Source organism: Methylobacterium tarhaniae (assembly GCF_001043955.1).
GTDB lineage: Bacteria > Pseudomonadota > Alphaproteobacteria > Rhizobiales > Beijerinckiaceae > Methylobacterium > Methylobacterium tarhaniae.
In genome coordinates this window covers 1-20,949 of the sequence record NZ_LABZ01000242.1, presented here as the reverse complement: position 1 = coordinate 20,949, position 20,949 = coordinate 1, and the positions used below count along the sequence as shown (strand labels likewise).

Here is a 20,949-nt window from a genome sequence, read left to right as displayed (position 1 = left end):
GCACCGTTGCGTCCGTGCCGCGGAACCGGCACGGCGGCGGGTCAGAGAGCGGCTGCGAGGCCGGGCGTCAGCGGGGCGATGCGCAGGGGCGTCTCGCGCACCTGCCGCCAGGGGCCGTCGGCCTCCAGGGCGACGGCGACGAGGCGGGGGCCGGCGGAGGTGCCGAGCGCCCCGACGAGGCGGCCGCCCGGGTTCAGGCGCTCGATCAGCCCCGGGGGCAGGTCGCGGAGGGTGCCGTTGACCAGGATGCGGTCGAAGGTGCCGATCTCCTCCGGCGGGGCGCAGCCATCGGCGAGGCCCACCATCGCGGCGCCGAAGCCGAGCGCGTCGAGGCGCGAGCGGGCGTTGCGGGCGAGCAGGGCGTAGCGCTCGAGGCTGACCACCTCGGCGGCGCCTAAGCGCAGCAGCAGGGCCGTGGCGTAGCCCGAGCCGGTGCCGATCTCGAGCACGCGCGCGCCTTGTGCGTTGAGCGCCGCCAGCATCGTGGCGATGACGCTCGGCGCAGTCATGGTCTGACCGCAGGGCAGCGGCAGGGCGATGTCGCGGCGGGCGAGGTCGCGGAACGCGAGCGGCGCGAAGGCCTCCCGCGGCACCCGCTCCATCGCGCCGAGGACCGCGGCGTCGCGCACGCCCCGGGCGCGCAGGCCCAGCACGAAAGCCGCGGTCTCGACCGCGCCGGACGCCTCCTCGGCGGGCTCCAATCCGGGGGGCTCCGGCGCGCCGTCCCGGCCCTCGTGATCGTGGCCTTCGTGATCCTGGCCTTCGTGATCCTGGCTCACGCGAGGGCCTGGGCGAAGCGCGTCAGCGTCGGCTCGTCGGTGAGGTCGAGGCGCAGCGGGGTCACCGAGATACGGCCCTCGGCGATCGCCTTCAGGTCGGTGCCGTGGCCCGGCTCGAACCGCGCCTTGGCGAAGGCGAGCCAGAAATACGGGTTGCCGCGTCCGTCGACCCGCTCGTCGATGGAGAGGAGCGCCTGGTTGCGCACGCCCTGCGCCGCCACCGCGATGCCCTTGACGTCCTCGGGCTCGCAATCGGGGAAGTTGACGTTCACCAGGATGCCGGGCTCGATCCCGACATCCAGGATGCGCCGCACCACGGAGGGGCCGTGCGCGGCGGCGGTCTGCCACTTCACGTTGGCCCGCCCGCCGATGCCGTAGGCCTGGCTCAGGGCGATCGCCTTCACGCCGAGGATCGTCGCCTCCATGGCGCCCGCGATGGTGCCCGAATAGGTCACGTCCTCGGCGACGTTCTGGCCGCGATTGACGCCGGACAGCACGAGGTCGGGCCCGTGATCCTTCAGGATGTGGCGGATGCCCATGATGATGCAGTCGGAGGGCGTCCCCTTCACCGCATAGCGCTTCTCGCCGGCCTGGCGCAGGCGCAGTGGATCATTGAGCGACAGCGAATGCGACACGCCGCTCTGGTCGGTCTCCGGCGCGACGATCCAGACGTCGTCCGAGAGTTCCCGGGCGATCTCCTCCAGGCAGCGCAGGCCCGGCGCGTGGATGCCGTCGTCGTTGGTGACGAGAATGCGCATCAGCGCTGTCCTTCGATTCTGTTGAGCCCGCCCATATAGGGCGCGAGAGCCGACGGGATCGTGATGCTGCCGTCGGGGTTCTGGTAATTCTCCATCACGGCGATGAGCGCGCGGCCGACCGCCACGCCCGAGCCGTTGAGGGTGTGGACGTAGGACAGGCCCTTGCCCTCCTTCGGGCGGTAGCGCGCCTCCATCCGGCGGGCCTGGAAGTCGCCGCAGACCGAGCAGGACGAGATTTCCCGATAGGTCTTCTGGCCCGGCAGCCAGGCCTCGATGTCGTAGGTCTTGGCCGAGGCGAAGCCCATGTCGCCGGTGCAGAGCGTGACGACCCGGAACGGGATGTCGAGGCGTTTCAGCACGGCCTCGGCGCAGGCCAGCATCCGCTCGTGCTCCTCGGCCGAGCGCTCCGGCGCGGTGATCGAGACGAGTTCCACCTTGCTGAACTGGTGCTGGCGCAGCATGCCGCGGGTGTCGCGCCCCGCCGCCCCGGCCTCGGCCCGGAAGCAGGGGGTGAGCGCGGTGAAGCGCAGGGGCAGCTCGTCCTCGGCGAGGATCGATTCGCGCACGAGGTTCGTCAGCGGGACCTCGGCCGTCGGGATCAGCCAGCGGTTCGGCGCGCCGCTCTCCTGCGCCATCTCGGGCGAGCCCTGGACCGCGGCGAACTGGTCGTCGCGGAACTTCGGCAGCTGCGCCGTGCCGAACATCGCCTCGTCGCGCACGAGCAGCGGCGGCACCACCTCGGTATAGCCGTGCTCGCCCGTGTGCAGGTCGAGCATGAACTGGCCGAGCGCCCGCTCCAGCCGGGCGATCTGACCCTTCAGCACCACGAAGCGCGAGCCCGAGAGCTTCGCCGCGGTCTCGAAATCCATCAGGCCCATGGCCTCGCCGAGCTCGAAATGCTGGCGGCCCTCCTGCGACAGGCCGCGGCCCTCGAAGCGGCTCCTCTCGACGTTGTCGTGCTCGTCGCGGCCCTCCGGCACGTCGGGGCCCGGGATGTTGGGGATCGCCGCGAGGCGCTCGGTCAGGGCCTTGCCCGCCGCGTCGGCGGCCGCGTCGAGGGAGGGCGCCTCTTCCTTCAGCCGGGCGACCTCGGCCATCAGTTCTTGCGCCCGGGCCTCGTCCTTCGCCTTCTTGGCCGCGCCGATCTCCTTCGAGAGGGCGTTGCGCCGCTCCTGCGCTCCTTGAGCCGCCGAGATCGCCGACTTGCGGGCATCGTCGAGGCCGATCAGCTCGGCCGAGAGAGGCTCCAGCCCGCGGCTCGTCAGGCCCTTGTCGAAGGCGGCCGGGTTGTCGCGGATGGCCCGGATGTCGTGCATGGCGCGGTCCGAATCGTTCTCATGGGGCCGGACAGGCGCTCCGGCCGGTGACGCCAGGACGCTTTGCAGCATCGGCCCGGCGGCGACAAGGGAGGAGCGGGCGCCGCGCCCGAACCGCCCCGCTTGCAGCCGCCCGCCCCGGCGTGAGAAGAGCCCCGCGCCTGAGTGCGGCAGGCCCGCCTCCGGCCCGAACTTTGCAGAACTGGTCAACGCATGAACATCTTCGCCGCCTTCGAGGCCCGCATCGGCGAGGCGCTCGAGACGCTCACCCGCGCCGGCACCCTGCCGGATGGGCTGGACCGCGCCCGCGTGGTGGTCGAGCCGCCGCGCGACCCGAGCCACGGCGACCTCGCCACCAACGCCGCCCTGGTGCTGGCGAAGGAGGCGCGCACCAATCCGAAGGCCCTGGCCGAGGCGCTGGCGGCGGAGCTGCGCCAGGATCCCCGCGTGACCGAGGCGAGCGTCGCCGGGCCGGGCTTCATCAACCTGCGGCTCGATCCGGCGATCTACGGTGAGGTGGTGCGGGCGGTCCTGCGCGAGGGCGAGGCCTACGGGCGCGGCGCCCCCGCCCCGGGCGGTGTCAATGTCGAGTACGTCTCGGCCAACCCGACCGGGCCGATGCATGTCGGCCACGGCCGCGGCGCGGTGTTCGGCGACGCGCTGGCCAACCTCCTCGTCGCCGCCGGCCGCGACGTGACGCGCGAATATTACATCAACGATGCCGGCGCCCAGGTCGACGTGCTCGCCCGCTCGGCTTTCCTGCGCTACCGCGAGGCGCTCGGCGAGACGGTGACGATTCCCGACGGCCTCTATCCGGGCGATTACCTCAAGCCCGTCGGCGAGGCGCTGAAGGCCCAGTACGGCGACGCGCTCCTCGCCAAGCCGGAAGCCGAGTGGCTGCCCCTGGTGCGCGACTTCGCCATCGACCGGATGATGGATCGGATCCGCGAGGACCTGGCGGCCATCGGCATCCACCACGACGTGTTCTTCTCCGAGCGCACCCTGCAGAGCGGCGGCAACGGCGGCGCGGTCGCGGCGCTGATCGCGGATCTGCGCGCCAAGGGCCTCGTCTACGAGGGCCGCCTGCCCCCGCCCAAGGGCCAGCTGCCGGAGGATTGGGAGGACCGGGAGCAGACCCTGTTCCGCGCCACCGCCTTCGGCGACGACATCGACCGGCCGCTCCTGAAATCCGACGGCAGCTTCACCTACTTCGCCTCCGACATCGCCTATCACCGGTCCAAGGTCGAGCGCGGCGCCGTCGAGCTGATCGACGTGCTCGGCGCCGACCATGGTGGCTACGTCAAGCGCATGCAGGCGGCGGTGAAGGCGGTCTCGGACGGGAAGGCCGCCCTCGACGTCAAGCTGTGCCAGCTCGTGCGGCTGCTGCGCGGCGGCGAGCCGGTGAAGATGTCGAAGCGGGCGGGCGAGTTCGTCACCCTGCGCGAGGTGATCGACGAGGTCGGGCGCGACCCGGTGCGCTTCATGATGCTGTACCGGAAGAACGACGCGACGCTCGATTTCGACCTCGCCAAGGTTGTGGAGCAGTCGAAGGACAACCCGGTCTTCTACGTCCAGTACGCGCATGCCCGCGCGGCCTCGGTGTTCCGCCAGGCCCGGGAGGCGTTCCCCGATCTCGACCTGTCGCCGGCGGCGCTTGCCGGGGCCGACCTGTCGGGCCTGACCGATCCGGGCGAATTCGAGATGATGCGCCTGATCGCCCAGGTGCCCCGGGTCATCGAGGCGGCGGCCGCCGCCCACGAGCCGCATCGCCTCGCCTTCCACCTCTACGAGCTGGCCAGCGCGTTCCATAGTTTCTGGAACAAGGGCAAAGACTTGCCGCAATTACGGTTTGTTAATCAAACCGACCGAAAGTCCACCGAGGCGAGGCTGGCCCTCGTCGCTGCCCTCAAGGGCGTGGTCGCGTCCAATCTCGGGATCCTCGGCGTCGGTGCGCCCGACGAGATGCGCTGAGGCTTCGCGTCGGGATCGGAGCGCGACCGGACGTCGCGGGGCGCCGTGAGGCGCCGCCGCGGCGGGACGCGAGCGATGGGATCTGACGGCCGCCCTTCCCATATCGGGCTCGGCGGCCGGTGCCGCCGAGCCGGGCCCGATGCGCGGTGAGGTGACGCGAGGGCGAACAGGATGGTGCTGCCATGACGACGAATGCTTCCCGGGTTCCCGTCGACTACGACGGCTACGAGCAGGATCGGCAGCCGGCTCCCGCCCGCCCGGAGCAGGCTCGCCAGGACCCGGCTCGCCAAGTCTCGGCCCGCCAAGACCCGGCCCGCCCTGGCGCGCGGCCCGATCCCCTCGCCGAGCTCGCCCGCATCGTCGGCCAGGACGATCCGTTCCGCGCCCTGCTCGAAGCCAAGGAGGCCAAGGAGGCGCACCGCACCGAGGCGCGGGGCCGCGTCGAGCCGGTGCTGCCGAGCTACGGCGAGGCACCCGCGCCCGAAGCCGGCCTGTCCGCCTCCCGCAGCGAGCCGACCATGGGATCCCCGGCCCAGGCGCACACGCCGGCCGCCGCCTTCAACCAGTATCTCGCCGCGGTCGAGCGCGAGACCGTCGCCGAGGCGGGCCCTGTGGCCGACGAGGCGGCGCCCGAGCCGGGCCCGGAACCGCGGCCGCGGGGCCGCCGGCGCATCGCCCTGGTGGGCACGGCGCTCGGCATCGTGGCGGCCTCCGTCGGCGGGGCGCTGACCTGGAAGGCGTTCCATCACAACCGCTCCGGCGCGCCGATCCTGGTGATGGCCGACCAGGCGCCGCTCAAGGTGGCGCCGCAGAATGCCGGCGGCGTCGAGATTCCGGACCAGAACAAGCAGATCTACGAGCGCGGCACCACCACCAGCGCCAAGGACGGGCAGATCCGCATCGTCAACCGCGAGGAGCAGCCCCTCGACGTGAAGCAGGCGGCGCGCTCGCTGGCGGCGGAGGCCGGCGCGTCCGCGTCGCCCGCCACCCCGGGCAACGCCCTGACCGAATCCCTCGGCGAGCCGCGCCGGGTGCGCACCGTCTCGGTGCGGCCCGAGCCCTCGCCGGCCGAGGCCCAGCGGGCGGCGCAGCAGGCGGCCCAGCAGCAGGCCGCGGCCTCGCCGATCCCGACCATGACCCTGCCGACCGAGGCGACCGGCTCGACCCCGGCGCCGGTCACGCCGCGCGCGCCGCGGGCCGTCCCGGCCGCGCCCGCCGCCCAGACGCCGGCCGTCGAGCCCCCGGCGCCGGTCGCCGAATCGCCGCGGCCGAAGCCGGTCCAGCGCGTGGCCTCCGCCGAGGCGCCGACCACCACCCAGGCGGTGCCGACGCCCCAGGCCCCGGTCGGCGGTTTCTCGGTGCAGCTCTCGGTGCGCGCCACCGAGAAGGAGGCCGAGGTCGCGTTCAAGCAGGCCCAGGAACGCTACGGCGCCGTGCTCGGCGGCCAGTCGCCGCTGATCCGGCAGGCCGAGGTCAACGGCAAGTCGATCTATCGCGTCCGCGTCGGGCCGATGTCGAAGGAGAGCGCCGACGGCCTGTGCGGCAAGCTCAAGGCCGCGGGCGCCGCCTGCTTCGTCGCCAAGAACTAGCAGGGCGGATTGCAACCGGCCGGGCGGACCGGCCCCCCGGAAACCCGGCGGCTGTGGCTTCTTGCCGACAGCCACGGGCCGGCGAATCGCCTCAATTCTCCGTTCTCTCCGCTTGCGATTCCCGATCATCGGCGCCCGCATGGGATCACCTTGCGGCGCCGGGCGGGAGCGCGCGATCATTCCCTTCGAACCGACGAGAGCCGCCGTCGATGACCCTCGCCCTGATCCTCGGCTGCGCCGGCCCGACCCTGAGCCCCGAGGAGGCTGCGTTCTTCCGCGAGGTGCGGCCCTGGGGCTTCATCCTGTTCAAGCGCAACGTCGAGAATCCGGAGCAGGTCCGTGCCCTGACGGCGGCCCTGCGCGAGACGCTCGGCCGGCCCGACGCCCCGATCCTGATCGACCAGGAGGGCGGCCGGGTGCAGCGCATGACGCGGCCGCACTGGCAGGCCTACCCGTCCGGCCGCGCCTATCTGCGGGCCGGCGGCCCCGAGGGCGGGCCGGCCCTCGCCGGCCTCGGTGCCCGCCTGATGGCGCATGACCTCGCCCAGGTCGGCATCAACGTCGATTGCGCGCCGGTCCTCGACGTGCCGGTGCCGGGCGCCCACGACGTCATCGGCGACCGGGCCTACGGCACCGATCCGGCCGTCGTCGCGGCCTTCGGCCGGGCGGTGGCCGAGGGGCTGATGGCCGGCGGCGTGCTGCCGGTGATGAAGCACATGCCCGGCCATGGCCGCGCCGGCGCCGACAGCCACTTCGCCCTGCCGGTGGTGGAGGCGGGCCTGGACGAGCTCGCGGCGCACGACTTCCGGCCCTTCCGGGCCCTCGCCGACCTGCCGATGGCGATGTCGGCCCACGTGGTCTTCCGCGCCCTCGATCCCGAGAGCCCGGCCACCACCTCGACGACGATCATCCGCGAGATCGTGCGCGACCGCATCGGCTTCGACGGTCTCCTGATGACCGACGACCTGTCGATGAACGCCCTCTCCGGCACCTTCCGCGAGCGCGCCGCCGCCGCGTTCCGGGCCGGCTGCGACATCGGCCTGCACTGCAACGGCGTCCGGGCCGAGATGGAGGAGGTGGTCGCGGCCGCTCCCGCCCTCGCCGGCGAGGCCCTGCGCCGGGCCGACGCCGCCCTCGCCCGGCTGAAGCCCGCCGCCCAGGCCTTCGACCCCGCCGAGGCCCGCGCCCGCCTCGATGCCGGGCTCGCCGCCGCGGCCTGAGATGGCGGACGACTTCGCGGAGGCCGCGGAGGCTGCCTGCGGCGCGGCCTTCGTGGTCGATGTGGACGGCTTCGAGGGGCCGCTCGACCTGCTGCTGGAACTGGCGCGGCGCCAGAAGGTCGACCTCACCCGCATCTCGATCCTGGCGCTGGTCGAGCAATACCTCGCCTTCATCGAGGAGGCGCGCCGCCTGCGGCTGGAGCTGGCGGCGGATTACCTCGTGATGGCCGCCTGGCTCGCCTACCTGAAGTCGCGCCTGCTGTTGCCGGCGCCGCCCCGCGGCCCCGAGCCCGCCGCCGGCGACCTCGCCGAGGCCCTGGCCCTGCGGCTGCGCCGCCTCGAGGCGATCCGTGCCGCCGCCCTGATGCTCTCCGAGCGGGCCCAGCTCGGGCGCGACGTCTTCGCGCGCGGCGCCCTGCCTCCCGAGCCCGCCGTCTCCGCCCCGGGCTCCTTCGCCGTCACCCTGCACGACCTGATCGCGGCCTATGCCCGCCAGCGCCAGGAGCGGGCCCGGGCGCAGGTGACGCTGCCGCCGCGCAGCGTGTGGTCCCTCGTCGATGCACGGAACGCCCTGGAGCGGCTGATCGGCCCGCGGGACGACTGGGCCGACCTCGATTCCTATCTCGGCCAGTACCTCGCCGACCCGAAGCGTCGCGCTACCGTGCGCGCCTCCTCGCTCTCGGCGGTGCTGGAACTCGCCCGCGAGGGCCAGATCCTGCTGCGACAGGAGCGTCCCTTCGCGCCGATCCAGATCCGCGCCGCCGGCCCGTGAACCGCGTGGCGAAAGCTCCCCGCCTGCCCGAGCCGCCTCCCCCGTCCGAGGCCGTCCGCCTCGCCGAGGCTCTGATCTTCTGCGCCCCCTCGCCCCTCACCGCGGCCGACCTCGCCGTCCGGCTGCCGCCCGGGACCGACGTGCCGGCCGTGCTCGCCGAGATCGCCCGTGCCTACGCCGCCCGGGGCCTCACCCTCGCCCGGATCGCCGGCGGCTACGCCTTCCGCACCGCGCCGGACCTCGCCCCCGTCCTGCGGGGCGGCCTCCCGGAGCCGCGCAAGCTGTCGCGGGCGGCCCTCGAGACGCTGGCCATCGTCGCCTACCACCAGCCGGTGACCCGGGCCGAGATCGAGGAGATCCGCGGCGTCACCACCTCGAAGGGCTCCCTCGACCTGCTGCTCGAGACCGGCTGGGTGCGGCTGCGCGGCCGGCGCCGCACGCCGGGGCGCCCGGTGACGTATGGGACCACGCCGGCCTTCCTCGATCATTTCGGCCTCGATGCCGTCTCCGACCTGCCGGGCCTCGACGAGCTGAAGGGCCTCGGCCTGATCGAGGGCCGCCTGCCGGCCGGCTTCCGGGTGCCGCAGCCGGGCGACGAGGCGCAGGCCGACGAGGATCCCATCGCGGACTCCCTGGCCCCGGGCGACGCCGCGGCGGACTGAATTCCCGGGTGGGGCAATGCGGCCAGGCCCCAGGAAACGCTTGTTTTCGCCTCTTGGCGTCCTTACGTTCCGGCCGCACCGCATGCGCTCGGGCCGCCCTCCGGCGACGATGAGCCTGCGGGATCAGAGGTTTGGGACGTCGCACGACGACCCGCGAGAGTGCCGCAGCGAAGCTGACGCTGCGCAGGAGAGAACCATGGGCGGCGCGAGTATCTGGCACTGGATCGTCGTCGGCGTGATCGTCATGCTGCTGTTCGGGCGCGGCAAGGTGTCCGAGCTGATGGGTGACGTCGCCAAGGGCATCAAGGCCTTCAAGAAGGGCATGGCCGACGAGGATCAGGCCCCGACGACGACGGCCCAGGTGCCTCACGCCCAAGTTCCCCCGGTCCAGGTGCCCCCGGTCCAGGTGCCCCCGGTCCAGGTCTCCCCCCCGGTCGCGCAGCCGGCGCCCGCGCAGCCGGCCCATGTGCCGACCGCCCAGATGCCGCCCCTCGGCACCGAGCCGAACGTCGACCGCAAGGTCGGCTGAGCGACCCGTCCGCGGGCGCGCGTCGCCGCCCGGGAGCGCGCGACCTCCGGTCCGTCTCCTGCGCGGGCGATGCGGCGTCCGGGTGTCAGGCCATCCGAGGCGTCATGCGCTTCGATCGGGACGTGCTCGACGCGACTGGCGCGCCCGCGCCGACGTGCTAGACAGCCCGCGCGAGGCGCCCGCTCGAGAGCCGCGCCGCGTGAGTACAAGAGTCGCGCCGCGCGAGTAGGCAGGGCCGTCACGCCATGTTCGATATGAGTTGGGGCGAGGTGATGCTGATCGGCGGCGTCGCCCTCGTTGTCATCGGCCCCAAGGACCTGCCCAAGGCCCTGCGCACCGTCGGCCAGGTCACCGCCCGCCTCAAGCGTATGGCCGGCGAGTTCCAGAGCCAGTTCAGCGAGGCGATGCGCGAGGCGGATCTCGACGACGTCCGCCGCGAGGTCGAAGGCCTCAACCGCAGCGTCTCCTCCGCGACGACGACCGGCTTCAACCCGGTCCAGACCATCCGCAACGAGATCAAGGGCGCCGTCGACGGCGTGCCGAAGCCCGCGACCCTGGCCTTGCCGGGCGCGGAATCCTCGGCCACGCCCCACCTCGCGGCCGACCCCCTGGCCTCGGACGTGTCCTCCGCTGCGCCCCCGGCTTTCGATCCCGCCGCCCCGCCGGCCTACCAGACCTCCGAGCCCGCGGCCGAGAAGCCCTCGGTCTCGGCCCTCGCGGCCGCGACCGCGCAGCTCAAGGCCGATGCGGCCCGCGCCGCTCAGTCCTCGACGTCCCACGACACCGCCAGCACGGGCCACACTGCATGATCACCGAGGCCGATGAAGCCGAGATCGAGGCCTCGCGCGCACCCCTGATCGAGCACCTGATCGAGCTGCGCTCGCGGCTGATCAAGTCGCTGCTCGCCTTCGGGGTGATGTTCTTTGTCTGCTTCTTCTTCGCGCAGCACATCTACAACATCCTCGTCCACCCCTATGTGAGCGTGGTGGGGGCCGACAAGGCGCGGCTGATCGCGACCCACTTCCTCGAGCAGGTCTTCACCAACATCAAGCTCAGCGTGTTCGGCGCCGGCTTCCTGTCCTTCCCGGTCGTCGCGACCCAGCTCTACGCCTTCGTGGCGCCGGGCCTGTACCGCAACGAGCGCCGGGCCTTCCTGCCCTACCTCGTCGCCACGCCGGTCTTCTTCGTGCTCGGCGCCCTCGTCGTCTACTTCCTGGCGATGCCGCTGCTGATCAAGTTCTCGGTCAGCCTGCAGCAGATCGGTCAGCCCGGCGAGGCGACGATCGAGCTTCTGCCGAAGGTGGACGAGTACCTCTCGCTCATCATGACGCTGATCTTCGCCTTCGGGATCGCGTTCCAGCTGCCGGTGATCCTGACCCTTCTCGGCCAGATCGGGCTGATCGATTCGAAGTTCCTGAAGGAGCGCCGGCGCTACGCGATCGTGCTGGTCTTCGTCGCCGCCGCGGTGCTGACCCCGCCGGACGTGATCAGCCAGCTCTCCCTCGCGATCCCGATGCTGCTCCTCTACGAGGCCTCGGTGTTCTCGGTGCGCGCCATGGAGAAGCGCCGCGAGCGCGCCCGGGCGGCGGAAGAGGCGGCGGGGGACTGAAATCGTCCTGCTGCTTGCTGGTCACCTCCGTGTCGTCCCGGTTTCCGCTGCGCGGCACCGGGATGGCACGGGCGGATGGCATCAGGCCCTGAGCCGAGTTTTCCCTTCGAAGCCGGCACTCTCCCCCAGTTCCCCGTCCATCTGCGCCGCCAGGTCGAAGAACCGCCGCCTGACCTCCGCCGCGAAAGGGTTCTCGCGCTCGATGGCGTGGTAGACCTCCGGCGCGTCGTGCCGGACCATGCCGACCGCCTGCATCACCAGATCGAAGCTGCGGGTCGTCATCCGGGTCGGCAGCGGCTCCATCGCCACCAGCACCTTGGCGATCAGGTGCGTCAGCCCCTGCACCGCCGCCGCCTCGCGGTCATGCGCCTCCGGCGTGGTCAGGATCACGGTCAGCCCGAGCGCGTGGCGCAGGAAGGCGCCGACCCGGCGGGCGCGGCCGCCGCGGACTGGGCAGACCGCGATCTTGAGGCCGCGCAGGCCCTCCCGCGCGCTCTGCGGCCCGAACAGCGGATGGGTGGCGACGATGTCGATCCCCGCCGGCAGGCCGGCCCGCATGATCTCCGCCGGCCGCACCTTCACAGAGCCGACATCGAGGACGAGAGCGCCCGGACTCAGGTGGGGGGCGATGTCGCGCACCACCGAGGCGAGGGTCGAGACGGGGGTCGCCAGGATCACCACCGGGCAGGCGGCGGCCACGTCGAGGTCGCAGCGCTCGATGCCGGCCGCCGCGAAGGCGGAATCGGGCGCGAACGGGTCGTGGACGCGGAGCGAGAAAAGCGACGCCAGATGCTGGGCGACGAGGCGGCCGAAGGCGCCGAAGCCGATCAGGCCGAGGGCGGGAAGCGGGACGGGGGAGGACGGCACGGGAGACCTCGGAGTAAGGCGAGGTCGGCGGGCCCTATCTGCGAAGCCTCAACCGCCGACACGTCGCAGCGGTTGAGAGATGACGAGCACTCCGCTGCTTACGTGAGCGGCGCGTAATAGAGTCCGGACAGGAGGGTGCTGGTCATGGCCGAGCCTGTACGCCGATCCGGTCGGGAGCGTCAATCAGAACTCGATGCCCTCCTGTGCCTTCACCCCGGCGGCGAAGTGGTGCTTGATCTGGCCCATCTCGGTGACGAGGTCGGCGGCGGCGATCAGCTCCGGCTTGGCGTTGCGGCCCGTCACCACGACGTGCAGGTCCGGCCGGCGCCGGCCCAACGCCTCCACCACCTCCGCCAGCGGCAGGTAGTCGTAGCGCAGCGCGATGTTGAGTTCGTCGAGGATCAGGAGCCGGATGGTCGGATCGGCCATCAGCGCCTCGGTCTGGGTCCAGGCGGCACGGGCCGCCGCCACGTCGCGCTCGCGGTCCTGGGTCTCCCAGGTGAAGCCCTCCCCCATCGTGTGCCACGCGACCTGATCGCCGAAGCGCTCCAGGGCGAAGCGCTCGCCGGTCTCCCAGGCGCCCTTGATGTACTGCACCACCCCGACCCGCCAGCCGCGGCCCAGGGCGCGCAGCATCAGTCCGAAGGCGGCGGTCGACTTGCCCTTGCCGGGGCCGGTATGGACGACGAGCAGGCCCTTCTCGATGGTCTTGCCCGCCACCTCGGCATCCTGCACCGCCTTGCGCTTCTCCATCTTGGCGCGGTGGCGCGCCGCCTCGTCGTCGCTCATCATGCGTCTCCCTTGATGGTCACCGGCAGGCCCGCCACCACCAGGACCACTCGGTCGGCGGTGGTGGCGAGGCGTTGATGAAGGCGCCCGGCCTCGTCACGGAACCGGCGGGCCAGCGCGTTCTCCGGCACGATGCCGAAACCGACCTCGTTCGAGACCAGCACCAGCGGCCCGGCGGCCGACCGGCAGGCCTCCACCAACGCGTCCGTCTCCGCCGCGAGGTCGGCCGCCTCGTCCAGCATCGCGTTGGTCAGCCACAGGGTCAGGCAATCGACCAGGACCGGCCGGCCGGCCGGCGCCTGACGGATCACCGCCGGCAGGTCGCGCGGCGCATCGACCGTCTCCCAGGGCGGGGCACGGCGGGCGCGGTGGTGGGCGATGCGCTCGCGCATCTCGTCGTCCCAGGCTTGCGCCGTCGCGACGTAGCGCCAGGGGCCGGGCCGCGCCTCGATCAGGCTTTCGGCGTAGCGGCTCTTGCCCGAGCGGGCGCCGCCCAGCACCAGGGTCAGGCGCGGGGCGCCGCGAATCGAGTCCGGCACTCTGCTCTCCGTGGAGGAAATCTCGGGGCCGGAGGTGTCGCGGGGCCTTGCGCCGATTGCAAGCCCGCCGGCGACTCGCTAGGGTCGCCGCGACGGTGCCTCGGGAACGAGGTGAAAAGGGAACGCGGAAACCGGGACGTCTTCCGGCGGGCCGCGGCTGCCCCCGCAACTGTGAGCGGTCGAACACGGTCCGCCATCGGCCACTGGAGCGATCCGGGAAGGCGGTGGTCCGGCATGAGGCCGCGAGCCAGGAGACCTGCCGTCACCCCTTTCCTCTCGACGCCGCCGGTGGGGCGGCAGGAGTTCGTCATGGTCGCGATCACCCGGTCCCTCTCTCCCGCCCTCGTCAGCGAGCGCCTGAGCGCCGTCCTCCTCGCCGCCACCCTCGGCGTCGGGCTGCTGTTCGTCTCCGGCTTCGCGCCCGTGGTCGCCCTGCACAACGCCGCGCACGACTGGCGCCACTCCGCCAACTTCCCCTGCCACTGACCAGGGCCGAACCCGTCCAGGCCGCGCGGCCTGTGCCCTGACCGGGCGCGGGCCCGCGGCCCTTTGGTCGTGCAGGTGACATCCCCATGACGAAACGTCTGCTCGCCGCGGCCCTGGTCGCCGGCTTCCTGGCCGCATGCGTGGCCTCGGTGCTTCAATTCGCCCTCACCTCGCCGCTGATCCTGGCGGCCGAAAAGTACGAGACGGCCGAGGCCGTCGCGCCCGCCACCCGCCACGCCTTCGCCAACCCGCTCATCGTGCTGGCCCATTCGGGGCACGGTTCCGCCGGTCACGACCATGGCGGCGAGCCGCAATGGCAACCGGCCCCCGGCCTGCCGCGTCTCGCCTTCACGGCCCTCGCCACCCTGGTGAGCGGCGTCGGCTACGCGCTGCTGCTCGGCGCCGTGCTGGTCGCGACCGGCCGCGCGGTGACGCCGTCCGAGGCACTGCGCTTCGGCATCGGCGGCTTCCTCGCCGCCAGCCTCGCGCCGGCCGTCGGTCTGCCGCCGGAACTGCCCGGCATCGCCGCCGCCGCCCTCGAATCGCGCCAGCTCTGGTGGGTGGCCACCGCGCTCGCCACGGCCGTCGGCCTCTACCTGGTGGCGATCCGCCGCGGCCCGGTCGCGATCGCCCTGGGCCTCGCCCTCATCGTCGCGCCGCATGTCTGGGGCGCCCCGCACGGACCGGAGGAGATTTCCGCCATGCCACCGGTCTACGCGGCGCAGTTCGCCGCCCGGTCGCTGGCCATCGGCTTTGCCTTCTGGGCGGTGCTCGGCCTCGCCTTCGGCTGGGCCTGGGAAGCGGTGGCCGGCACGAAGGGCGCGACCCGCCGCAGCGAGGTGGCCGCGTGAGCGCGCCCCTCCCCTCCGGGATCTGCACCCTCTACGTCTGCACCACCTGCCGCGCCGCCGCCGATCCGGCGGACGGACCCCGTGCCGGAGCCCGCCTGCACGACGCGCTCAGCCTTGCCCTCGCGGCCCGCCCGGAGCTTCCGGTGCGGATCGAGCCGGTGGAATGCCTCTCGGTCTGCAAGCGGCCCTGCACGGTGGCGGTCGCGAGCCCCGGCCGCTGGACCTACATCTACGGTGACCTCGACCCGGCGATCTCCGCCGACATCATCCTCGACGGCATCGGCCTCTATGCCGGGACCCCGGATGGCATCGTGCCCTGGCGCGAGCGTCCGCAGGAGTTCCGTAAAGGGGTCGTCGCCCGCATCCCTCCCGCGCCGGTGACCGCATGACCCTCCTGAACAAGATCCCCTGCACCATCGTCACCGGCTTCCTCGGCGCCGGCAAGACGACGCTGGTGCGCCACGCGGTCGAGCACAATGACGGCCGGCGGCTCGCCATCATCGTCAACGAGTTCGGCGATGTCGGCTTCGACGGGTCGCTGCTCGCCGAGTGCGGCATCCCGGGCTGCGACGCCGACGCGGTGGTAGAACTGCCGAACGGCTGCATCTGCTGCACCGTCGCCGATGATTTCGTGCCGGCGCTCAACAAGCTCCTCGACCGGCCGGAGCCGCCGGAGCACATCCTGATCGAGACCTCCGGCCTCGCCCTGCCGAAGCCGCTCGTCCAGGCCTTCAACTGGCCGGCGATCCGCTCGCGGGTCACCGTCGACGGCGTGGTGGCGGTGGTGGATGGTCCGGCGGTGGCGTCGGGCGCCTTCGCGGACGATCCGGAGGCGCTGGCCGCGCAGCGCGCGGCCGATGCCAGCGTCGAGCACGAGAACCCGCTCGAAGAGGTGTTCGAGGACCAGCTCCTCTGCGCCGACCTCGTGGTGATGAACAAGTCCGACCTCCTCGACGAGGGCGAGCGGGCGCGCGTCCGCGCCGAGGTGGAGGCGCACCTGCCGCGGGCCGTCAAGCTCGTCGAGACGGCGCATGGCGCCCTCGATCCCCGCGTGCTGCTCGGCCTCAACGCGGCCGCCGAGGACGACCTCGCGTCTCGCCCGTCGCACCACGAGACCGAGGAAGACCACGACCACGACGATTTCGAGAGCGTGGCGCTGCCGGTGACGGCGGCGGGCTCGCCCGAGGATCTGGCCGCCCGGGTGGCGAAGGCCGCCGAGGTGGCGGGCGTGCTGCGGATCAAGGGCTTCTGCGCCGTCGCCGACAAGCCGATGCGCCTCGTCGTCCAGGGCGTCGGCCGCCGCGTCGCCCACCATTACGACCGCCCCTGGCGCCCGGGCGAGCACCGGGACGGGACGCTGGTGGTGATCGGGCTGTCCGGCTTCGACAAGGAGGCGGTGGCGGCGGCGCTGAAGGGCTGACGGCGGTGTCCGATCTCGCCGACGCCGAGGGATCGCGCTCCCTCTCCTCTCCCGCACGGGAGAGGGATCGGGGGTGAGGGCGCTACGGTTCTGAGTCGAACGCTGCACGTCGTGCTGCCAGCATCACGCTCGGCGCTATAAACTGAAGCGCGCCACCCTGCGCGATCTTCGATCGCCCTACCCCTCTCCCATCCGGGAGAGGGGATCCCGCGCTCGATTTTGAACCGGGCGTTGGACGCTTTACGTTCAAGATCACGGCCGACAGCCACAGACACACCAGCCCGGGAGGGCATCGCATGTCGGAGCCCGCGCCGCGGCGCTGGAGCGTGCAGGAATTCTTCGCCTGGCAGGAGCGCCAGGACGAGCGCTACGAGCTGGTCGGCGGGGTGCCGGTCCGAATGATGGCCGGCGCGCGCAATGTCCATGACGACATCGTGGTCAACCTCGTAGCGGAGTTCCGGACATGGCTGCGCGGCACGCCGTGCCGGCCCTTCACCGGGGATGGCAGCGTCGAGACCCTGCCGGGCCAGATCCGCCGGCCCGATCTCGGCGTGGATTGCGGCTCGCGCGATCCGAACGGCCTGACGGCGGCGAAGCCACGCCTGGTCGCCGAGGTGCTGTCTCCCTCGACCCGCGACTTCGACGCTTTCGACAAGCTCGAGGAGTACAAGACGGTCGCGAGCCTCGCGGTGGTCCTGCTGGTCGAGCCGAACGCTCCCGAGATCGCCTTGTGGCGGCGGGATGCCGACGGCGCTTGGCAGCGCCGCCTCGTCGCCGGACTCGACCAGACGATTGACCTGCCGGAACTCGGCATGAGCCTGGCGCTGACCGATGTCTATGACGGCATCGCGTTCCCGGCCCGGCCCCGCCTGGTCTCGGGGGGCTGAAGGGCGATGCATCTCCTGCGCGTCGATACGGTCTCCCTCGACGAGGGCGAGGCGGCGGTCGATCTGGGCCAGGCGCCCGGCGACATCGTCGCCCTGTCCTTCACCGATTCCGACCTTGCCGGCCTCGGCCAGGCCTATGCGTCGCTCCCCGGCGAATGGCCGAGCCTGCGCCTCGCCAAGCTGGCACAGCTGCGCCACCCGCTCTCCGTCGACCTCTACGCCGATGCGGTGATCGCCCGGGCCCGGTTCGTGCTGGTGCGCTGCCTCGGCGGGCTCGATTACTGGCGCTACGGGCTCGAACGGCTGGCCGAGACCTGCCGGACCAACGGCATTCCCCTCGCGGTGCTGCCGGGATGCGACCGGCCGGATCCCCGCCTCGCCGCCATCTCGACGGTGGCGCCGGGCCTGCGCGAAGCCCTCGACGGGTATTTCCGCGCCGGCGGTCTCGACAACCTGCGCGGGCTCCTTTCGCGGATCGCCGCCGAACTCGGCCGCCCGGTCGCGGCGCCGCCGCCCCGGGCACTGCCGCGGGGCTTCGTCTGGTGCCCGGGTTGTGGCCCCCGCAAACACCCGGGCGCCGCCTCGCCCCTGCCCCGTGCCCTCGTGCTCGTCTACCGCTCGGCGATCCTCGGTGGCGACACCGCGCCGGCCGCCGCCCTCGCGGCGGCCTTGTGGGAACGGGGCCTCGCCGCCACCATCGTGGCAGTGGCGAGCCTGAAGGACCCCGAGGCGGTGGCCGTCTTGCGCGAGGTGATCGCGGACCAGCGCCCCGCCGTGATCGTCGCCACGACCGCCTTCGCGGCCCGCGACGAGGCCGGCTTCGTCCTCGATGCGGCGGATTGCCCGGTGATCCAGGCCTTCACGGTGGGCGCGGGCCGCGAGGCCTGGGCGGCTTCGGCGCGGGGCCTGGGCGCCGCCGACCTCGCCATGCAGGTGGCGCTGCCGGAATTCGACGGGCGGCTCTCGGGCTTCCCCGTCTCCCACAAGGAAGAGGCGCCGGAGGTCGAGGGGTTCCGCGAGCGTCGGGCGGTGCCGGATTTCGCCGGGGTCGCGGCCACCGCCGACCGGGCTGCCGCCTGGGCCCGCCTCGCGGCCACCCCGCGGGCAAGGCGCAGGCTCGCCCTGGTCCTGTCCGACTACCCGGCCCGGGGCGGTCGGGCCGGCTTCGCCGTCGGGCTCGACACCCCGGCGAGCGCGCGCGCCATCCTCGATCTCCTGGCGGTCGAGGGCTATGCGGTGTCGGACATCCCGGCGCCGGACGCCCTGATGCGCCGCCTCACCGAGGAGACCCCGAGCCTCGCGGTGCCGCTCGCGGCCTACGAGGCCTGGCGCGCCCGGCTGCCGGAGGCGGCCCGCGCGGCGCTATTCGCCGAGTGGGGCGAGCCCGCCGACGATCCGGCTTTCGCGGACGGCGCGTTCCGCTTCCGGGCCGTGCGGGCGGGCCGGGTGCTGGTGGCGCTCCAGCCCGACCGTGGCCACAAGGGCGACCGCAAGGCGGGCTACCACGATCCCGACGCGGTCCCGTGCCACGCCTATCTCGCCTTCCACCTCGCCTTGCGGGAGGGGAGCGACGCCCTGATCCATCTCGGCACCCACGGCACCACCGAGTGGCTGCCCGGCAAGGCGGTGGCGCTCTCCCCCGCCTGCTGGCCGGCGCTGGCCGTCGGCGCCCTGCCGGTGATCTATCCGTTCATCGTCGACGATCCCGGCGAGGCGGCGCCGGCCAAGCGCCGGATCGGCGCCGTCACGATCGGGCACCTGCCGCCGGAGACGGCTGCCGCCGGCCTCGACCCGGAGGCCGCCACCCTGCGCGAACTGGTGGAGGAATACTCCGCCGCCACGGTCCTCGATCCGCGCCGGGCGACCTTGATCGCCCGCGGGATCCTGGAACGGGCCGAGGATGCGGGGCTCCTCGCCGCCGCCGGGATCGATCGCGGCACGGCGATGCCGGACGCGCTCGCCGCCCTCGACGCGCATCTGTGCGACCTCGCCGAGGTGACGATGCGCGACGGGCTGCACGTCTTCGGCACCGGCCCGGAGCCCCATCGCGAATGCGGTCCGGCCGAACGGGCGGGCCTGCTCGCCGCCCTCGACGGCCGGTTCGTGCCGCCGGGCCCCGCCGGCTCGCCGGCCCGCGGCCGGGCCGACGTGCTGCCGACGGGGCGCAACCTCGCGACCCTCGATCCCCGCGCCCTGCCGACCCGGGCCGCCGCGATGCTCGGCGAGAAGGCCGCGGCGGAAGTGGTGCGGCGCTACCTCCAGGACGAGGGCGAGTATCCGGCCCGTCTCGTCATGGATCTCTGGGCCTCGCCCACCCTGCGCACCGGCGGCGAGGACGTGGCGCAGGCACTCGCCCTGATGGGCGTGCGCCCGATCTGGGACCACGCCTCGACCCGGGTGACCGGCTTCGAGGTGCTGCCGCTGGCCCTCCTCGACCGGCCGCGGATCGACGTGACGGTCCGGGTCTCCGGCGCCTTCCGCGACACCTTCCCGGACACCCTGGCGCTCCTCGACCGGGCCGCCCGGGCGGTCGCCTCCCGCGAGGAGGACGACGCCGACAACCCGCTGGCCGCCGCCCGCCGCCGGGGCGAGGCGCCGGCCCGGGTCTTCGGGGCGGCAGCCGGCCGCTACGGCGCCGGCACCGCGGCGCTCGCCCTCGACGGCGCGTGGAGCGGGCGCGGCGACCTCGCCCGGGCCTATCTCGACGCCACCGCGGAGGCGACGGGGGCCGACGATGCCGATTTCGCCGCCCGGGTCGCGGCGGCGGATGCCTATCTGCACGCCTTCGACGTCGCCGAACGCGACCTCCTCGACGGCGATGCGGGCGCCGACGCGATGGGGGGCTTTTCCGCCGCCGCCGCCGCCCTCGGCGCCGCCCCCGTGCTCTACAGCCTCGACACCAGCCGCCCGGAGGCGCCCCGGGCCCGCACCGCCCGAGAGGACGTCGCCCGGCTGGTGCGCGGCCGCCTCGCCCATCCGCGCTGGATCGCCGCGCAGCTGCGCCACGGCTGGCGCGGCGCGCAGGAAATGGCGCAGGGGTTGGATGCGGTGTTCGTCATGGCCGCCGCCACCGACGCGGTCGCGGATGCCGAGATCGACCGGCTCTACGATGCCTATCTCGGCGACGCGGACGTGCTGGCGTCGATCGAGGCGGCCAATCCGGGGGTCGCCCAGGCGCTCCGCGACCGCTTCACGGAATTGCGCGACCGCGGCCTGTGGCGCAGCCGGCGCAACTCCCTCGCCGCCCTCGACTCCCGCGAGGCCGCCGAATGAGTTCGGCTCCCGTGAACCCTGCCCCTCGTCGTGGCTGGTGCCCGGGCCTTGCCCGGCCGATGCCCACCGGCGACGGCCTGCTGGTGCGCCTGCACCCGGTCGCCGGACGGCTCACGGCCGCTCAGGTGCGCGCGGCGGCCCGGGCGGCGCGGGAGGGCGGCAATGGCCTCCTCGACGTGACGGCCCGGGGCAACCTCCAGATCCGCGGGGTGACGGCGGAGAGCCACGGGCGCGTCGCCGCGATCCTGGGCGAAGCGGGCCTCGGTGACGTGCGTCACGACGGCGGTCCGCAAAGGCTGACGCTCAGCGCGCCGCTCGCCGGGGCGCATTGCCTCGCCGTCGTCGCGGCCGTCGAGGCGATCGGCCGCGAGGTGCCCGGGCTCCCGGCCAAGACCCTGGTGGCGGTGGACGACGACCGCGGAGGGCTCGGGCCGGTCGAGGCGGATTTTTTGATACGGGTCATACCGGAATCGTCCGACGCTGATGAAACCCGCGGGATCGACGCTGTTCTGAGCAGCCCTCTCGATCAGAGAGAGCAAGCGCCGCCCACGCTCCAACTCGCCCTCGCAACGCCGTCCGGCCCGCTCTGGCTCGCGCCGACCCCCGCCCCCACGGCCCTCGCCACCCTGCGC

The 20,949-nt window shown here is 73.2% G+C and carries 20 protein-coding genes, 1 pseudogene and 1 riboswitch; of the genes and pseudogenes, 15 read left to right on the top strand and 6 right to left on the bottom strand.

What is annotated here, in order from left to right; genetic code table 11:
- Positions 1 to 41: 41 nt before the first annotated feature.
- The 3 genes from VQ03_RS26980 to serS form a co-directional block, all read right to left on the bottom strand.
- A complete protein-coding gene (locus tag VQ03_RS26980) occupies positions 42 to 701 on the bottom strand; it encodes a protein-L-isoaspartate O-methyltransferase family protein (protein WP_048454014.1) in 660 nt (219 codons plus the stop codon).
- 74 nt (positions 702 to 775) lie between these two features.
- Positions 776 to 1,537, bottom strand: coding sequence for a 5'/3'-nucleotidase SurE (surE, locus tag VQ03_RS26975; protein WP_048454001.1), 762 nt, complete (start codon positions 1,535 to 1,537; stop codon positions 776 to 778).
- Positions 1,537 to 2,853, bottom strand: a complete 1,317-nt coding sequence (gene serS, locus VQ03_RS26970) for a serine--tRNA ligase (RefSeq protein ID WP_048454000.1) — start codon at positions 2,851 to 2,853, stop codon at positions 1,537 to 1,539. The genes surE and serS overlap by 1 nt, the downstream gene beginning before the upstream one ends.
- Before the next feature lie 213 nt (positions 2,854 to 3,066).
- Between serS and argS the strand changes: the two genes are divergently transcribed.
- The 8 genes from argS to tatC all read left to right on the top strand — a co-directional run bounded on the left by argS (position 3,067) and on the right by tatC (position 11,205).
- Positions 3,067 to 4,824 carry an arginine--tRNA ligase gene (gene argS / locus VQ03_RS26965; protein WP_048453999.1) on the top strand — a complete coding sequence of 586 codons (1,758 nt, stop codon included), beginning with the start codon at positions 3,067 to 3,069 and terminating at the stop codon, positions 4,822 to 4,824.
- A 182-nt stretch (positions 4,825 to 5,006) separates the two neighbouring features.
- Entirely contained in the window at positions 5,007 to 6,413 is a 1,407-nt protein-coding gene (locus VQ03_RS26960) for an SPOR domain-containing protein (protein WP_048453998.1), read from the top strand.
- Between the two features lie 209 nt (positions 6,414 to 6,622).
- Positions 6,623 to 7,633, top strand: a complete 1,011-nt coding sequence (gene nagZ, locus VQ03_RS26955; protein WP_048453997.1) for a beta-N-acetylhexosaminidase — start codon at positions 6,623 to 6,625, stop codon at positions 7,631 to 7,633.
- Position 7,634: 1 nt separating this feature from the next.
- Positions 7,635 to 8,405, top strand: a complete 771-nt coding sequence (locus VQ03_RS26950; protein ID WP_048454013.1) for a segregation and condensation protein A — start codon at positions 7,635 to 7,637, stop codon at positions 8,403 to 8,405.
- Positions 8,406 to 8,410: 5 nt separating this feature from the next.
- Positions 8,411 to 9,067 carry an SMC-Scp complex subunit ScpB gene (gene scpB / locus VQ03_RS26945; RefSeq protein ID WP_245292207.1) on the top strand — a complete coding sequence of 219 codons (657 nt, stop codon included), beginning with the start codon at positions 8,411 to 8,413 and terminating at the stop codon, positions 9,065 to 9,067.
- 196 nt (positions 9,068 to 9,263) lie between these two features.
- Positions 9,264 to 9,596, top strand: a complete 333-nt coding sequence (locus tag VQ03_RS26940) for a twin-arginine translocase TatA/TatE family subunit (protein ID WP_048453995.1) — start codon at positions 9,264 to 9,266, stop codon at positions 9,594 to 9,596.
- 245 nt (positions 9,597 to 9,841) lie between these two features.
- Positions 9,842 to 10,405: a Sec-independent protein translocase protein TatB gene (tatB, locus tag VQ03_RS32285; RefSeq protein WP_083468241.1), complete on the top strand. Its 564-nt coding sequence runs from the start codon at positions 9,842 to 9,844 to the stop codon at positions 10,403 to 10,405.
- Positions 10,402 to 11,205, top strand: a complete 804-nt coding sequence (gene tatC / locus VQ03_RS26930; RefSeq protein ID WP_048453994.1) for a twin-arginine translocase subunit TatC — start codon at positions 10,402 to 10,404, stop codon at positions 11,203 to 11,205. Before tatB ends, tatC begins: the two co-directional genes overlap by 4 nt.
- Before the next feature lie 81 nt (positions 11,206 to 11,286).
- Here the strand turns inward: tatC and VQ03_RS26925 are convergent, their stop codons facing one another.
- The 3 genes from VQ03_RS26925 to cobU all read right to left on the bottom strand — a co-directional run bounded on the left by VQ03_RS26925 (position 11,287) and on the right by cobU (position 13,370).
- Complete coding sequence (locus VQ03_RS26925) at positions 11,287 to 12,072, bottom strand: prephenate dehydrogenase/arogenate dehydrogenase family protein (RefSeq protein ID WP_048453993.1); 786 nt, start codon at positions 12,070 to 12,072, stop codon at positions 11,287 to 11,289.
- A gap of 183 nt (positions 12,073 to 12,255) precedes the next feature.
- Positions 12,256 to 12,861: a cob(I)yrinic acid a,c-diamide adenosyltransferase gene (gene cobO / locus VQ03_RS26920; RefSeq protein ID WP_048453992.1), complete on the bottom strand. Its 606-nt coding sequence runs from the start codon at positions 12,859 to 12,861 to the stop codon at positions 12,256 to 12,258.
- Entirely contained in the window at positions 12,861 to 13,370 is a 510-nt protein-coding gene (gene cobU, locus VQ03_RS26915) for a bifunctional adenosylcobinamide kinase/adenosylcobinamide-phosphate guanylyltransferase (protein ID WP_048454011.1), read from the bottom strand. The genes cobO and cobU overlap by 1 nt, the downstream gene beginning before the upstream one ends.
- Before the next feature lie 106 nt (positions 13,371 to 13,476).
- Positions 13,477 to 13,678: riboswitch (cobalamin riboswitch) on the top strand.
- A 31-nt stretch (positions 13,679 to 13,709) separates the two neighbouring features.
- Here cobU and VQ03_RS26910 point away from each other — a divergent pair.
- The 7 genes and pseudogenes from VQ03_RS26910 to VQ03_RS26880 all read left to right on the top strand — a co-directional run.
- On the top strand, positions 13,710 to 13,886 hold the full coding sequence (locus tag VQ03_RS26910; protein WP_048454010.1) for a CbtB domain-containing protein: 177 nt from the start codon (positions 13,710 to 13,712) through the stop codon (positions 13,884 to 13,886).
- Between the two features lie 86 nt (positions 13,887 to 13,972).
- Positions 13,973 to 14,737, top strand: a complete 765-nt coding sequence (locus tag VQ03_RS26905; protein ID WP_048453991.1) for a CbtA family protein — start codon at positions 13,973 to 13,975, stop codon at positions 14,735 to 14,737.
- Entirely contained in the window at positions 14,734 to 15,126 is a 393-nt protein-coding gene (locus VQ03_RS26900; protein WP_048453990.1) for a DUF1636 family protein, read from the top strand. Before VQ03_RS26905 ends, VQ03_RS26900 begins: the two co-directional genes overlap by 4 nt.
- Complete coding sequence (cobW, locus tag VQ03_RS26895; RefSeq protein WP_048453989.1) at positions 15,123 to 16,157, top strand: cobalamin biosynthesis protein CobW; 1,035 nt, start codon at positions 15,123 to 15,125, stop codon at positions 16,155 to 16,157. The genes VQ03_RS26900 and cobW overlap by 4 nt, the downstream gene beginning before the upstream one ends.
- Positions 16,158 to 16,453: 296 nt before the next feature.
- Positions 16,454 to 17,044: a Uma2 family endonuclease gene (locus tag VQ03_RS26890; RefSeq protein ID WP_048453988.1), complete on the top strand. Its 591-nt coding sequence runs from the start codon at positions 16,454 to 16,456 to the stop codon at positions 17,042 to 17,044.
- A gap of 6 nt (positions 17,045 to 17,050) precedes the next feature.
- Entirely contained in the window at positions 17,051 to 20,317 is a 3,267-nt protein-coding gene (gene cobN / locus VQ03_RS26885) for a cobaltochelatase subunit CobN (protein WP_048453987.1), read from the top strand.
- A gap of 11 nt (positions 20,318 to 20,328) precedes the next feature.
- Positions 20,329 to 20,949, top strand: a pseudogene (locus tag VQ03_RS26880) (precorrin-3B synthase); the annotation flags it as partial.